The 15,201-nt window shown below is 36.7% G+C and carries 13 protein-coding genes and 1 pseudogene; all 14 read right to left on the bottom strand.

Annotated elements, in window-relative coordinates; all coding sequences use genetic code 11:
- Positions 1–1,211: 1,211 nt before the first annotated feature.
- Positions 1,212–1,751 carry a WcaF family extracellular polysaccharide biosynthesis acetyltransferase gene (locus V7K48_RS25415; protein WP_335076529.1) on the bottom strand — a complete coding sequence of 180 codons (540 nt, stop codon included), beginning with the start codon at positions 1,749–1,751 and terminating at the stop codon, positions 1,212–1,214.
- A gap of 22 nt (positions 1,752–1,773) precedes the next feature.
- The gene (locus V7K48_RS25410) at positions 1,774–2,268 is read right to left on the bottom strand and encodes a YdcF family protein (RefSeq protein WP_335076766.1); all 495 of its coding nucleotides are present in this window, start codon (positions 2,266–2,268) and stop codon (positions 1,774–1,776) included.
- A gap of 351 nt (positions 2,269–2,619) precedes the next feature.
- Entirely contained in the window at positions 2,620–3,387 is a 768-nt protein-coding gene (locus tag V7K48_RS25405; RefSeq protein WP_335076527.1) for a glycosyltransferase family 2 protein, read from the bottom strand.
- Positions 3,388–3,510: 123 nt separating this feature from the next.
- A pseudogene (locus V7K48_RS25400) lies at positions 3,511–3,978 on the bottom strand (class I SAM-dependent methyltransferase).
- Between the two features lie 115 nt (positions 3,979–4,093).
- Positions 4,094–5,287 (bottom strand): glycosyltransferase, encoded by a 1,194-nt coding sequence (locus V7K48_RS25395; protein WP_335076525.1) that lies wholly within the window; start codon positions 5,285–5,287, stop codon positions 4,094–4,096.
- Between the two features lie 2 nt (positions 5,288–5,289).
- The gene (locus V7K48_RS25390) at positions 5,290–6,336 is read right to left on the bottom strand and encodes a glycosyltransferase family 4 protein (protein ID WP_335076523.1); all 1,047 of its coding nucleotides are present in this window, start codon (positions 6,334–6,336) and stop codon (positions 5,290–5,292) included.
- 122 nt (positions 6,337–6,458) lie between these two features.
- Positions 6,459–7,730 carry a hypothetical protein gene (locus tag V7K48_RS25385; protein WP_335076521.1) on the bottom strand — a complete coding sequence of 424 codons (1,272 nt, stop codon included), beginning with the start codon at positions 7,728–7,730 and terminating at the stop codon, positions 6,459–6,461.
- Between the two features lie 243 nt (positions 7,731–7,973).
- Complete coding sequence (locus tag V7K48_RS25380) at positions 7,974–9,104, bottom strand: glycosyltransferase family 4 protein (protein ID WP_335076519.1); 1,131 nt, start codon at positions 9,102–9,104, stop codon at positions 7,974–7,976.
- Positions 9,080–10,258 (bottom strand): glycosyltransferase, encoded by a 1,179-nt coding sequence (locus V7K48_RS25375; RefSeq protein ID WP_335076517.1) that lies wholly within the window; start codon positions 10,256–10,258, stop codon positions 9,080–9,082. Before V7K48_RS25375 ends, V7K48_RS25380 begins: the two co-directional genes overlap by 25 nt.
- Positions 10,258–10,947: a class I SAM-dependent methyltransferase gene (locus V7K48_RS25370; protein WP_335076515.1), complete on the bottom strand. Its 690-nt coding sequence runs from the start codon at positions 10,945–10,947 to the stop codon at positions 10,258–10,260. The genes V7K48_RS25375 and V7K48_RS25370 overlap by 1 nt, the downstream gene beginning before the upstream one ends.
- A 143-nt stretch (positions 10,948–11,090) precedes the next feature.
- Positions 11,091–11,759, bottom strand: coding sequence for a class I SAM-dependent methyltransferase (locus tag V7K48_RS25365; RefSeq protein ID WP_335076513.1), 669 nt, complete (start codon positions 11,757–11,759; stop codon positions 11,091–11,093).
- On the bottom strand, positions 11,750–12,607 hold the full coding sequence (locus V7K48_RS25360; protein WP_335076511.1) for an FkbM family methyltransferase: 858 nt from the start codon (positions 12,605–12,607) through the stop codon (positions 11,750–11,752). The genes V7K48_RS25365 and V7K48_RS25360 overlap by 10 nt, the downstream gene beginning before the upstream one ends.
- 115 nt (positions 12,608–12,722) lie before the next feature.
- On the bottom strand, positions 12,723–13,928 hold the full coding sequence (locus V7K48_RS25355; protein ID WP_335076509.1) for a glycosyltransferase family 4 protein: 1,206 nt from the start codon (positions 13,926–13,928) through the stop codon (positions 12,723–12,725).
- A 130-nt stretch (positions 13,929–14,058) separates the two neighbouring features.
- A complete protein-coding gene (locus V7K48_RS25350; RefSeq protein ID WP_335076507.1) occupies positions 14,059–15,144 on the bottom strand; it encodes a glycosyltransferase family 4 protein in 1,086 nt (361 codons plus the stop codon).
- Positions 15,145–15,201: the final 57 nt, after the last annotated feature.

The raw sequence follows: 15,201 nt of genomic DNA, 5'->3' as shown, positions 1-15,201 counted from the left end.
AGTCCTAAATCATTTGTTAAATTTAAGAGTTTGCCTCATTTGTCGAGCGTAGGCTAAGTTTTCACCAATTAAATAGGACTTTTATATAGCTAACTAAGCACAAAGAGAATCAATATCTAAATAAAACACACAAAAATAATGTATTCTTGACAAGATAAATTGGGCTTTTTGATATTTTTACATATACAAAAAACAATTGACGTCAGGTCAAATTTTTTTATTTACTCTTGTCTAATTTTTTATCATTATCAGAGGGTTTGATACCTTTATAGCTGGCTATCATGATTCCTAAAAAAGGGCTTTGTTAGCTATTTAGTACCTTATATAAGCAGACTTACAAAAGCTCTGTGCTTTGCACATTAGCGCTTTTGCTGATTTCCTGGGTGGGTTGAATAATTTTTTGTTTTTTGGAGGTAGCACACCTAAATAGCTGTTTCAGAATGGTAAAAATTTGATGTATAAAATAATGTCTCCTAACAGTAAAATAATATTACCATGAGCTTGAGACATGCAACAGTATTGTGGACAGTTGTCAAAGTTGTACACAGTAAATTGTAACCACCTCTTGATTAAATTTCATGGCAAATAGCTGAGAGTCAAAGTCAATCTATTTACACATCACTAGTATTTGAGAACCTAATACTGTTGTTCTTAAATTAATAGCTTAATGTTTTAACTACGTATTAAGTATAAAAATATACTATAAGTGCTAAACTAAGTTGCTAGTTATGCTGCCGAGCGATCGCATCAAACAAAGTTAAATTAGATTACTAAATATTTATCAAATATTTTTTAAAAAAGCGTATCAAAAAATACAGTTGTTCAGACAACAATCAGATGTATAGGTATCCATCACAGAGCGATACCTTCTATACGAGACGCTCCGCGTAGCTTGTTTCTCCATAGGGGTACGCTAACGCAGAACTTTTCGGTCTACTGACTAGTGGAAGCGTTGGCGCAGCCCGCCGCAGGCATCGCTCGATATGGCGGTTACTTGGAACATCAACGTAATACTCTCATTGGTATCCATATGGCGAGGTTGTTTAAAATTGCACGACAAGAGTGTTAGTGTAGAGTCTTCTAGAGAGGGTTGGCAGTGATCTTGAGAGACTTAACGGGAAAAGTCAGCTTGAATAACCACTACCAATCACTTTTCCTACTACTCATTTGCAGCAAACTGAATTATGGGATGCGATCGCAAAAATTGAATATCAAAGCTTTCTCTGCTTGATGGCTTGAGCCGGATTACCTGCATAAATAGTCATCGGCTCTAGTGATCTGCCGGTAACGCCACCTAAAGTCAGTATTGCTCCCCGACCAACAGTGACTCCTGGGCCAATTACAGACTTGGCAGCAATCCAACTACTCTCTTGAATATGGATTGGAGCATCAATCAATTTAAAATCAGGATGATTCCAGTCATGATTTCCTGTGCAGAGATAAACTCCTTGAGATAGACAAACATGGCTTTCAATGGTGACAGGAGCAAGGTTATCTATCCATGCATCTTCTCCAATCCAAACAAAATCACCAATGTTTAACCGCCACGGATACTTGATCCGCACTCCAGGTTTAATGCGGACACCTTGACCGATTTTAGCTCCAAAACTGTGGAGTACCGAAAGCTTAAAAGCTGAAAATGGTAGCCAATAACTTTCGACTAAGGGTGACCCAACGAAATACCAAAGAAGTTGCTTCCAGTATGGTGCGCCTGGAGTGTAATTGCCGACTGTGTATTGATCTAGACGCATGGGGTGGGTAAACAAGATTAGGTTAAAGGCTGGCTCCTGTATGACCTGTGACAATCCAAAGGAGGGAGCGAACAATATCACGAATAATATGCAGCAGGGATTCTTGAGTTCGGTTCGATGGTACGGCGAAAGGAGTGAAGGCAATGCCTTGACTACCAAGGACAAGGGTAGCGATCGCCTTGGCTCTGGGCATGTGATAATCTGAAGTAATTAGAAATAGGTGTTGTATCTGCTGTTGCTGGAAAACTTTTACTAAGGTAGTAAAGTTAGTCACAGTATCTGTAGCACGATAATCAAGGTAAACCCGGCTATCCGCAATCCCTGCGTCTTGAAAAATTGCCCGTGATTTGTTGGGAGGGCTGCCAGAAGAAACCCAAATTTTTAGGGTTGGATGAAATTTAGCAAACTGGGCAGCGAATTCTTCTCTGTCTTCGCCACCACCAAGCACCAGGATAGCTTGGGGTTGGGGTGCTTGGTGATGGGCGATCGCTAACCGTACTGGAATGAACAGTAACATTACCAGAATCAATGCTACTAGAGCTAAAAAACCATTTTTTTTACATTTACGACCATCAGAAGATTTTACCAAATATACTGATTTCTTCTGTCGTTTAGCCCTCAATGTTATCAAAGTATAAAAAATACTTAGTTGCTGATGAAAGTAGCAAATCCTGGTATTAAGTATACAACTTTAATAATTCAAGTTTAGAGGAAAATCAATATGTATAAGTTTGAACGAATATTTGAAGTTTATTTTTTATAAATAAAGGGCTTTTTAATTTATCGCTTTGTAAGATGATATTTCTCAACTTTTGTTCTGGTTGTACTCGGAAGGAGGTAACGTGAAAGTAATTATATAACGTAATAATTAGATTTTAAATTTCTCAGCTTCTATGAGTCGAATGCTCAAAAGTATTTCTGCCAGAACGCGCTGAAAAGCGTAGTACCAACCATGCCAACCATCTAGAATACCGCCTTTGATAATTAGGCAATAAAATAAAATTATAAAAGGTGCAAAAATTTTTTGTCTGCGGATGCGATCGCCTAAACTAAGTTCACTAGTAGGAGTCTCTATTAATTTTTTTACTTCCAATACCGTATAACGATCCTGTGCCCATAACCAACGATTTAGGGGTTTGCGATCGTCGTGGTGAATATAGGTAGAAAGTGTTGCCGAGTTACCTAACTGTTGCAAAAGTTGTGTATGTCCATCATCTATATACCTAACTTTACTTTTACGAAAAAGCACTTGACGGGGTGGAAGTATACTACTACGCATTGGTTGACCAAACACACAATACTTGAATCTGGCGAAATAGCCATCAATATTGCCATCAACTGGCAGAGCAGCAATTTCAGAAATTAACTCATCAGTGACTATATAGTCTGCATCTAGAGATAGCACCCACGGCGACTGAACTTGCTCTAAACCATAATTCCACTGCCTAGTATGGGTATCAAATTCCCGCTGCAATAAATGAACTTGTCGATAGGAGTTAAGAATTTCTAGAGTTTTATCAGTACTATAGCTATCAATAACTATAATTTTCCCTGCCCAAGTGAGTTGCTGGAGTGTGCGTTTAATATTTGGGGCTTCATTATAGGTGATAATAAGAGGAGTAATCTGCTTTAGCATATAAAAAGTAAATCTATCAAAATCAAATCAATTTTTTACTAAAGTACTAGAACAAAGCATAGACTTCCAAAGATAGGGAAATCTTCCTGCAAAATTAAACTTGATGCTTGTATAATTCTCTGTTTAGAGTAAAGTAGTCATAGTTGCTACAGAAAAAAACTTTATGTGACCGCTATCCCAGAGAGTATTGAAGTGCTTATCCATTTTTCCTGAAACAGCAAGCATGATATTTTTGAAATAGCCGTGATAAGGGGTAGTAATAATTAAATGACCATTTTGCTTCAGGCATTGTTTGGCATTTACAACTAATTCTTTAGGATCAAATAAATGTTCAATTACCTCAGCAGCAATAACAATATCAAACTTTTCTCCTATTTCTGCTTAGGGTAGATTGTATATAGTGCCTTGAATAAAGTGGCAGTCTGGAAAAGTTTGGCTAGCAAATTTAACACCAGACTCTAATTCTTCAATACCAACAACTTCATAGCCATGCTGTGCAATTAAGTTACTCAAACTGCCATTACCACAGCCAATATCTAAAATACGAAGCTTTTGTTGAGTTTCAAGACGGTCAGTATATTCTGATATCATCTCCATAAGAGGCTTTATGAGATAAATATGATTGTGTGATTGATTGCCAGATTGGTATTGGTATTCATATTGGTTACTAATCTTTGAATCCATATGTTTAATCACTTATTATTTATTATTCATGTTGGCTGATAGCAGCAACAGTCTGACTTTCAATAATGTCTGTATAAACCGAGATCAGTTTTGATGCAATCTGATCCCATGTGTAATTTTCACATATCAATTGACGAGCGCAATCGCCCATATTTTTCGCTTGTATGGGATCTTGCAAAAGTCCAATTAAGGCATTACCTATTTGATCAGCATTAATGTCAACTACACTAGCTGCTTTCGCCTCCGCAGCTTCTGGAAAATTACAGCCAGTCGTGATCAAACAGGGTAAACCCGCAGCCATACCCTCCAATACAGACATACTAAATCCTTCAGAATAGGAAGGAGCAACATAGATGTTTGCGGCTGCTAAAGCTGCATATTTAATAACACCTGTGAGCATTCCAGTAAAGGTGACAGCATTCTTACAGCCTGCTTTGCTAAAATAACTTTCAGCAGTGGGTAAAAATCCTGTATTATCTGGGCCAGCAACAATTAGGTGAGTTTCAGGAAATTTTTCGTGTGCTTTAGCAAAAGCAGTGGCTAATAAATCTAATCCTTTTTTTGGATCAATGCGACCTAGAAATATAATTAGTATTTTATTGCGAGTATTGGGAAACTGTTCATAAAAAAGCTCCGCGCTAGGTAGAGATTCAAAATTTGTCCTATTGATACCATTAGGAACAAAAACTAAAGGCGTTTTTAAATTAAGTGTGTTTATGTGTCTAGCTTCAGTAGAAGCTATCATTTGAATAGCATTAGCTTTTTGTAATGATCGGTTTTCAAACAAAGTGAAGTAAATTTTTTTCTTCCAACCTTTATAAGCTAATGCCCAAGGTTCCATCATTCCGTGGGGAGTTGCAATATATGGAACTATGCGAAATTGACAAGCCAGATGAGCAGCTAGAATTGGATAAGAAAAAATGGCATTAGTGTGTACTATGTCATAGTCAGATACATTTTGAAATAACCATTTCGTCATTAACCAAGTAAACTTGTAATCTAAAAAATTCAAATAAGGAAAATACTGTACTCTATAATTGTTTTCCGTAATCCATTTATTTAAAGGTACATCTAGAATTGTAGAACCATTAGCATTAGTAGCTACTATATCAACGCTAACACCTAATTTACCAACTGATTCTGCTAAATCAAGAACAACTTTTGTAGAACCACCATAGACATTTCCTAATGCAGGGATAACCATTAAAATTTTCATTGTTATTTTTTGCCATTTTCATGAACTGCTAAAGCATATTCAACTGCTTGCATTAGTCCTTGAGCAAAATAGTCAGGAGAGAATTTTTGAATATGCTCTAAAGCAGCTTCGCCTATTTTCTGTAAGTCAATATCTGCTGAACTCATTTTCAGCATTAACTCAGTTAGCTGTTGAGGATTCTCAGGATCAAAGCCAAAACCATTGACTCCTTCAATAATTAAATCTTCATAACAGCCACATCTATTGGAAACTAATACTGGTAAAGCTGCTGCCATTGCTTCATTGACTACCAAACCCCATTGTTCTTGAATACTGGCATGGATGAAGCAACCTGCATGGGCAAAGTAAAGCAGCATTTCATCTTGTTGAAGAAAGCCAGGAAGATGAATATGCTTTTTTAAGCCAACTTCGAGAATTTGTTGTTCAATATTTAGCCGCATCTGTCCTTCACCACATATAACCAAATCCCAGGCACTCTCACCCATTATCTGATGATAAATTGCATAAGATGAGATCAAAAATGAAAGATTTTTTTTGGGAATGAAGCGATTAACTGCTAAAAAGTAAGGATTATTGACTGGTCTAGGAAGAGATTTAATTATATTCGGATGAAAGGCATCATTTCCTACTACATCATATCCTACAAATGTTGCTTCTATAGGCATACCTAATTTAACTAAATATCTTTTATGTGGTTGTCCTCCTACCAGAGCAGATTTATATTTTGTAACAATAATACTTTTTAATGCCTCTCGCCACCAAGAACGAGGGGCATCATTTTCAGTAGTTTCTGATAGGAGAATAGCAGGCTTACGATGCCATAAACACCAAGCTAGTGCGAAAAGCATTGCAGGTCTAAAATAACCAGCAATTGCAATAACACTAGGATTTACTTCTTTAAGGATAGAATTGAGCTTTTGTACTAATTGAAAATTATTAGTTTTTTCAAAAGCTTGCTCTTGAATCACTGAAATTAATGAAAAATGTAAATTATCAACTTTTATTTGCCAAGGATATTCGTTTTCAGAACGTGCTAATTCTATAGCCACTATCTGGTTTTGAAGTTTATGGGTGCAATCGACTAATCCCTTGACTCTAGCAATGTGATAAGGTCCATAGTTAGAAAATAAAATTCCAATGGTAATATCCATAATTTATAAAGTATTATTTCCTACTTGTGAGTTTGTGGCAAATATTTATACTGGGTTCTAGAATAATAAACTGTTAAACTTACAAAAATAAATTGAAATATTGCTTCTTGCAGAAATCTTCCTATGCCGTGCGTTAATCCCAGCATTGCTGGACTAACTAGACCTATATAAAGTAAGCTACTAAAAACACTTTTTTGATAAACAGCAGATATCCAAAGATTTTTAAACAAGTATGCAATCAGAGCAAAAGAAAAGCAGCCTAAGTAGCCAAATTCTGTAAATGAATCTCCAACGCCAGTAGTCGTAGTGCCATTGGGAATTGTATAACCATATAAATTTTCTAATTTCTCCCTTGTTATTAAATGGAATTGTAAAGACTGTTTAAAGTCATAACCTAGAATTTGCCCAGGGACATATTGAAATACGATGCTATCCCACCAACCACTTCCATATCCATATAAACCTGTCTTTTCGGTCGCATCAGCTAATAATGCAGCATTCCTCAATTCCAATATGTCACCTGTTTGCTGTGTTTCAAATGCTCTTTGAGAAGCAAATGATATTTCTTTCCAATTCACGCTAAAAACTAAATCCCAAAAATGACTCCGTAACGTACCAACTACAGGAATGAGAAAAGCTAGAAGCACTACAGCTGTGATAACTGCCAATCTTGGGGGTACATAGCGCAAAACCAGCCAGAATGAAAGACCTACAATAACTATGAATGTCATTGTGGATTGCCGCCGTCCCATAAAAATTGGTTGCACTACAGGCCAACCAGCAATAATTGTTAAAATGATATTAAGAACTTTGGGACGCTTTAATGTTTGTAAAAGAAAAATCCCGAAAGCTATGTTGATAACTTGAGCTAGAAAGATATATATAGTAGCTGGTCCTGTCCATGTGCCACTATCACTTCTTTGGATAGTTGTAATAGACAGTAAAAAATTAAACAAGTAGCCCTGAAGCATAAGGGCTATTCCTGCTCTAAATAACTTACGTTCGTCGATAATTATGTTGAATTTTTTCAATAATTTTGTATTGGGTTTCATTGTATAGCCTATCCAACAGGCGGCAGCACAGAGGCATGACATCAATAAAACCCTTTCTAGTGCGTCTTGACTCACTAGACCCGGATTGTTAATTAATGCAAATACTTGCGGCAGAAGAAACGAAATAAACATACTGCCCATGAAGAATGGATATTGATAAACTCGCTCAACACGAATTACTCCCCAACCTAATAAGCATATGCAAATAATAATTAGTAAATCTCGATATATTTCAACCATAAAAAATAAACTTGAGAGTGTATAGCAATCTTAGTACAAGATTTCACAAATTCGTAGTGTTATAGAGTGCCTCTGTCCCTTGCCATTAGCTCACTCAATTGGTAACGGATTTAGAAAATGCTGTACTTAGTTGATTTATGAAAACCCCGATCTGGAAAAACCTCTTCACGAAAGTGAATTTATAAGTGTTCATAAAAGTCAAGCTTGTGCGCTGGTATTGTATACAAGATAGTCATGAAACCTTTATAAATTTGAACAAGTTTTTTTATACAATTGAGCTAATGTTGAGGTATTTTTTTCCCAATCATGGTTTTGTCTGAGAAGAGATTGAGCATTTTGATGACGGAGATGCCAGGTCTCTGGATGCTTAATTGTCTCAATGATTGCCTGAGCCATGACTTGCAGGTCTCTATTTGGAATGATATACCCAGTATCAGGACTAAGTAACTCATTCACTCCACCCATACAAGCAAACCCGACTACAGGGACTTGGCAAGCCATCGCTTCAGCAATTACTAGACCAAATGGTTCGTAATGGGAAGTCAAACAGAAAACATCTAATGCGTGATAGGCTTTAACAGTCTTCTCAAGTATTCCAGTAAAAACTACACGTTCCGAAATTCTCAAAGTTGCAGCCAAGTGTTTTAATTGTTCTCCATCTGAACCACTACCAACTACCAATGCCCAAAAATTTGACGGTAAAAGGCTGATGACCTTAAGAAAATCATCAGTTCCTTTCATTTCACAATGAAGACGGCCAACAAAACCAACAACAAAAACATCATTGGGTAATCCAAACTGCTTTCGGGCAATTGTTCTTTCAGTATGTGTAGAAGGATAGAAGAGATGGGTGTCAACACCGTTATAAAGAACATGGGTTTGATTAGGTAGATAGCCACCCTGTTGAATCTGGCTGTTGCGAGTATCTTCGGTAATGCAAATCAAGATATCTGTAGACTGACGTTGCACCCTCTCAGCAAAACTACCTCGTGTCAGTAGTAAGGTTTTATTTGTTGCTCCCAGATGGGCATGAGCAATTTTAATTATGCTGGGATGAGAAAAGGTCAACAAATGACACCAGAGTAGACCGTCATGATGATGAATTACGTCAGGCTGGAATTTATGAATAAAGCTAACTAAACGGCCAAATTTAAAAAATTCTCGTGAATTGGTAATACCCAAATAATGAGCGCGATCGCCCAATTCGTTCCCAAAGTATCCAGGCTGTCCATAGAGAAAGAGGCAATGGGCTTCTACTTCATAACTTGGTAGGCGCTTAACATATTCAACAGCAACCCGAACTGCACCACCTGTGGCGGGGTCATCTTGCTGACAGATGTGTACAACTTTTAGGCACTTTGAGGAGCTAACCATCCTTTTTCCTCCAGTAGGTGGTAAAGTTTTTGTGCCTGTAGTTGCCAAGTATGGGCTTTGGCAATTTCTAAACGCTGATGCGATCGCCAATCTGGGTTTGCTAAAGCAAATCTAACATTTGTGGCAAAATGCTCTGGATTTTTTGAAATGAGTATCAGGTCACTCCATTGATTTACTTCAGGGACGACATCGTTAGCCACAATCGGCAGTGAAGTACCCATGTAGTCCCAGAGTTTCATAGGACAAGCATTTAAGTTAAAATCACATTGGGAATATGGCATTAAAAGTACATCAAATGATTGTAAATATTCACCCACTAAATGGTGAGGGACGGAACCGAGAAAGTGAACATTGGGCAAGCATCGAACTTTGTTTACACCCTTCCACCATTCGTTAGAACCATCACTTGGTTGAGGAATAAGACCACCTAAAATAATCGTTATATCCGGTATTTGTTCAGCTATCTGGGCGAGATAATTGAAATCAAAACGATAGATTAAAGTACCGATATATCCAGCAATTGGACGGGAATAATCTTGTAGTTGTTTAGGTAGGGGATTAGGACGAGAAACTGGTTGTTCAACGATGAAATTTGGAGAGCAACCATGAGGAATATGAACAATGTGATCCGCTTGAGATGAACATTGCTGTCTTAACAAGCTAGCTCTGTAGTGAGCAACGCATAACGTCATATCTGCTTGAGCGATCGCCAATTTTTCAACTGCTATAGTTTGCAACTCACGACCAGGCCAATAGTCGTGGTAATTGTCCATGCTGTAATAAATTGAGTATCCTTTTAGTTCATTTAGTAAGCTGTAATAGTAAGGATAGTTGAATACAAAAATTAGAGAATTGTTACCCTGAAACTGCCGAATTAAGTAAGTAAAGAAGCGACGGGTTAGAGGCCAGTAATGAAACAACCAGCCTGGAGGACAGCAAAGTTGCTGTTCCCATATACCTTCAGAAATTAGTTGAGGTTGAATATCGATAAAGTAGCGACCATATCGTTTTTTAAAGGTACGGAAATCAACTGGTCGCAATAAGAGCACATCTGCAAATTCATGACAGGCAGAAAACATTTGCTCTGTCCAATAGAAATTTGCGTCTAGAACAGCTAATTTTAGTCTTCTGGATTGCAAACCAGAGACTGTCATCAATGTTTTGAACCTCTGACTGAAAATATTGTGAGATTATTTGGATGAGCAAACTGATTTCCTAAATTCTTAAACTCAAAAACTGCTTTTCTTGTTCCAGCAAAGCATTCTTGATCTGTATCATGCATGGCTAATATTCCACCTTTAATCAATAGAGATGACCAAGTCTCAATATCAAATGCAGTATTTACATAGTCATGCAACGCATCAATAAAAACAAGACTTACAGGATTATAATTCCAGGTTCTAGCTGCTTCACCAGAAGTTTTACGTTCGTGTGTAACGTTTGATAAACCATCAGTATTTTTTGAAAAAAATCTGTAGTCTTCTTCCCAGCCACCATAACCAATATAAGGATCTACTGCAATTACCCTGCGGGATGTCGCTTTTGCTATAACTTGAGTAGTTACTCCACGATAGGAACCTACCTCAACAACAACAGTATCTTTTAAATGCTCAGTTGCAGATAAAGCAGCTAAGAGATGCTGCATTTGAATAGGGGTTACAGATGTGTTTGAGTAATCAACATCAGGAGCTTGTGGAAGATTCGGAATAATTTTTTTTGGGAGTGTGTATTTTTGAAAATTGAGTTTAGCCTCTTTTTCAAGAAGTCTTGCCTGAAGTGTAAAAACTAGTCTTGGAGGATACCATTTAGGATATTTTTTGATAAAAAATGGATCTTTTTTCATTACTTATCTTTTATCTGAGTTCTGTAAACAGCATAGCAAGCTATAGGATTTATATTTGACTTGAAAAAGTTAGAGCATTCCAAAGTTTGACTGGCATAGGTTGGAGCTTCAGTATACTTAACAAGACTAAAACAGGATTTTTATTAGGGTTTATGAGCCATCACACAGAGACGATTACCTCTTAGTGGGAAAACTTGTTGTATGAAATGGCGTAAAGCAGGAAAGAACTGAAGACCCTCCAAGCCAGAAACTGTTCGCATCATTATGTTGTCAAAGCCAGCATTTTTGAGAGCTTTATTCATTGGTTTAGGAGCTAGATAACGAACATGTCCAAACTGATTAGCGCCTGAATCAACCCACATATACTGCTCTGTTTTCACCCAGGAACGTAAATTTGCAAATGAAGATAAATTGGGTGTAGTTAACAGTAAATAACCTTTCGGTTGCAAGGCATCAAAACATTGCTGTATAAAGAAATCTGTATCTAGGATATGTTCAATTACTTCACCTGCTAAGACAACATCAAAATGCTTCTGAGGGACTGACCAATATTGAGAAATATCGCAGTCAATAAAGTTAAATTCTTGTGGCAAATTTGGGTGGCGTTCGAAATCAAGACCCCATTTTTCAACTTCTGGAGGAAGAAGCGCACTAAAGCCACCACTACTACAACCTATATCAAGGGAGCACGAAATAGAAATAATATCTTGCAGCCAATTGTGCAGCAAAGTTATACGATCATTATCAAAACCAGGGGAGTTCTGTGCTGCTGAGTATAATGAACGGTTCTCTTCAGTAGTATCTAGTAGCATAATGCGTTTGGTGTAACTAGTAATTTAGACAGTAGGCATTCTGTTTTGAACTTAAGTGATCCTGCCTTTGATTGATGCCATTTATGGCCATCCCAAGTCAGTTGATGCAAGCTAAACTTTTGAGAAAATTTATCTATAAAGTCACCAATTTCATTAGAACGACATTCTAAAATAACAAAATCAACTGCTCCAACACTAAATAATTCTATGGCTCCTTCTAAAACTTTTTGTTCATGACCTTCTGTATCAATTTTAAGTAAAGATATGCGTTGGATACCTTGCTCTTGTGTCCATTGATCAAGGGTAACTGTAGAAACTATTTGTTTATTTTCAACCTTATCTAGATGATGAAACTCATCTTCAATAGCATGATATGTACTGTATTGATGAATACTTAAAACCGCCTCTCCATTAACTGAGCTAGCTGCCACATTATATGCCAAACAGTTGAAGCCATGATTTTTAATAACATCACAATTCGCCTTGAGATATTCAAAATTTTTAGCTTCTGGCTCCAAACAAAAAATTTTTCCTTTCTTCCCTACAGCAGATGCTGCATATGCAGAAAAATAACCAATATTAGCACCTATATCTACTACGGTATCACCATTTTTAACGAGCTTACTAATAGCATTACTAATATGTTGCTCGTGTGACTTTGTTAGATACCTGAAGAAGTGGGCATCTGGAGGTAAAGAGATATAAAAATCAGAGTTATAACTAATCTTGATTTTTCTATTAGATCTGAAAAGGAATACATCAAGCTTTGCAAGGGTATATTCCCCTCTTCCTTTAGTAAGATTTAAAATAGTTTGGTATAAAGGTATTAAAGCTTTATATGGGTACATTAGTTTTAACCTTTCAATGAGGAAGTTATGAGATTCTTGATATTAGACATTTTGGAGATTTTTTAAGAAAAAAATGGATCAGTTTTTATAATTCATCTACTAATTACTAATCCCATTAAACAGCTTGAAATACTGATAATAACCGTTCGGCATATGTGTCCCAAGTGTAATTTTTCGCACGTTCTCTAGCAGCTACCGCCATGCGATCACGCAGTTCTCGATTTTCAACAAGTTCCTCAATTCTGTCGGCTAATGAGTCTGCATCACTTTCTAAAACTATAAATCCTTCAATCCCATCTCTAATAACTGAGCCAGCTGCTTCAGTAGTAATTACTGGTAATCCTGCTGCTAAAGCTTCGTACACAACCGATGCCGAACCTTCCGCTAAACTAGGAAGAACAAAAATATCTCCCAATGCATACTCTTGCTGAATTTCAGTTCTGGGTACTCGACCTAAAAAGTGTAACTTTTGAGTTATTTCAGAATTACGAATTACATCAGAAACCCCACCTGCAATTCTAAATTCATAATTACGGTGACTGAGTTTTTGAGAAGCCATTCCTAAAATATGAATCCCTTTACGAAGTTCGGCAGTACCTACAAATAATATACGTCCTTGGGTTGGATAATTATGGATATCAAACCAATTATTTTTGACAGTGTAAGGTACTATATGACATTTTTCAAGTGGCACATTAAATTCCTTTAATCCTTCTAGTACAAAGTATGAAGGAACAATAAATATATCTGTAAATTTACAAACATTATTAGCATAATCATAATCTTGGTCAATAATTTTTGATGGAGTAATAGACTCTAAAAATGGATATTTTTGCCTTTCATTCTGAACAATTTTATGAGTAAGAAAAGAAATATACAATTCAGTGATTACTTTAAGTCCCTGTTGTTTGGAAGATTCAATGAAATTAGAGCCTTCACCAAACATAGAATAAATGTGTGTAGCCTGCCCGAAACCCCTATCAATCATAGCCTGACCAAACTCTTGGTTAAATATAGTCAGTGCTTGATGTTGCTTGACTTGGTTATTTCCAGCTAGCTTTTGTCGAGCTAAGTAACGAAGAGTAGCCAAATCAAATGTATGTACTTTTCTCTTTAACTCAGATGGAACACGACGACTCAAAAAACGACTTAACAAACCCTTTTTAAGAGAGTGAGGGCAGAAACTATCAAGTACTGCTCCCAGACCAGAGTCTGCACAAAGGTCAGTATAGAGTGCTTCTAGTAGTCCAGCTTTCTCTATAATAGCTGGTACTACATAATTTCGTCTTGCTCCAGTTTGAATGCTAATAAATTTCTTCACTTGATATAACCCTTAATTATTACTATTAATCTTTACTTTGTAAATCTTTAATATAGATATAAAAGTATCTTTTTTTACTTAGTTATTTTAGATGAAGACATACATATAAAATTCTTATTAAAGAACTTACTCACTGACTAAAGAAATAAGACAACCAGGTTTTTTTTAAAATTGAATATGAATAACGTTCAAGGTAAAAATTTTGTAACTTCTCTTGATTGATTTGTCCTTGTGATAATAGATACACCATTTGTTTAACTCCAGATATAAATACATCTGGTTTCGTAGGAACTACTAACACATTTGGATTATTAACTCCATAATCTGGAATTCCCCCAACTCCATAGGCAATAAATGGTACACCACACGCCATTGACTCTAAAAGCACTAGAGGTGCGCCCTCAGCCCCAATAGTAGGTAGTAAAGTCAGGTCAAAACTGCTAAGAAGGTCTACATAGGCTTGACCTTCAGGATAACGACCAAAGCATTTGACGCGATCGCCTATTTTTTGCGAAGCAATATATTCTCGAATCAGTGGTTCTTCCGGTCCACTACCGTGAATATGTAACTCACCTAAAATGTCTTTGAGTAAATCCCATTGTTGCACCAACCAAAAAGCTTGCTTATGGGGTGCTAAACGACTAAAGAAGCCAGCTTTAGCTTTACCCAATTCCACCTTTTTAGATACAACCAGAGGGAGAGATGCACTTAACTCTAATGGTTCTGGCATGGCGGGTATTGCTAAGACTGCTTTCTTCCAGCCAAAAAATTTCGCAAAAGTTTTGGCTACAGTAGGTGATTGTCCTATAACTTCATCAAAGCACCACCGTACAATCCAGCGAGAATCATGCCATCCATTAGGAACACCAGACATGACTTCATGAAATATTCTCTTTGTTTTTACTCCAGATAAAAGAGGTGGAACAAAAAGATTCCAACCTGTACCTACTGCTAAATAAACATCTGGGGAAAAATTTTTAATTATAGCTGTAGTCTCTAATATTCTTCGCCATCTTGAAGGATTGCAGAAGATTACCTGTATATTAGAACTTGTTGGTTTGTGTAAATCTTGTACATCAGCAATTGAGTCTCGATGATAGCCGAGAGAAAGAACCAAAACTTCTATTCCTTCTTCTACTAATGCTTTAGATAGCCATCTCAAATGACTCTGAATACCACCCTTTCCTCTAAGAGACCCAGCAAGTAAAATTTTCATATTTTCTAACAAAATTTAATATGTTAATAATATATTTACGTTGGATGCTAATAATAT

It is taken from the genome of Nostoc sp., from assembly GCF_036919615.1.
Taxonomy (GTDB): domain Bacteria; phylum Cyanobacteriota; class Cyanobacteriia; order Cyanobacteriales; family Nostocaceae; genus Nostoc.
The sequence above is the reverse complement of the archived record's forward strand: the minus strand, read 5'-3'. Positions and strand labels throughout refer to the sequence as shown.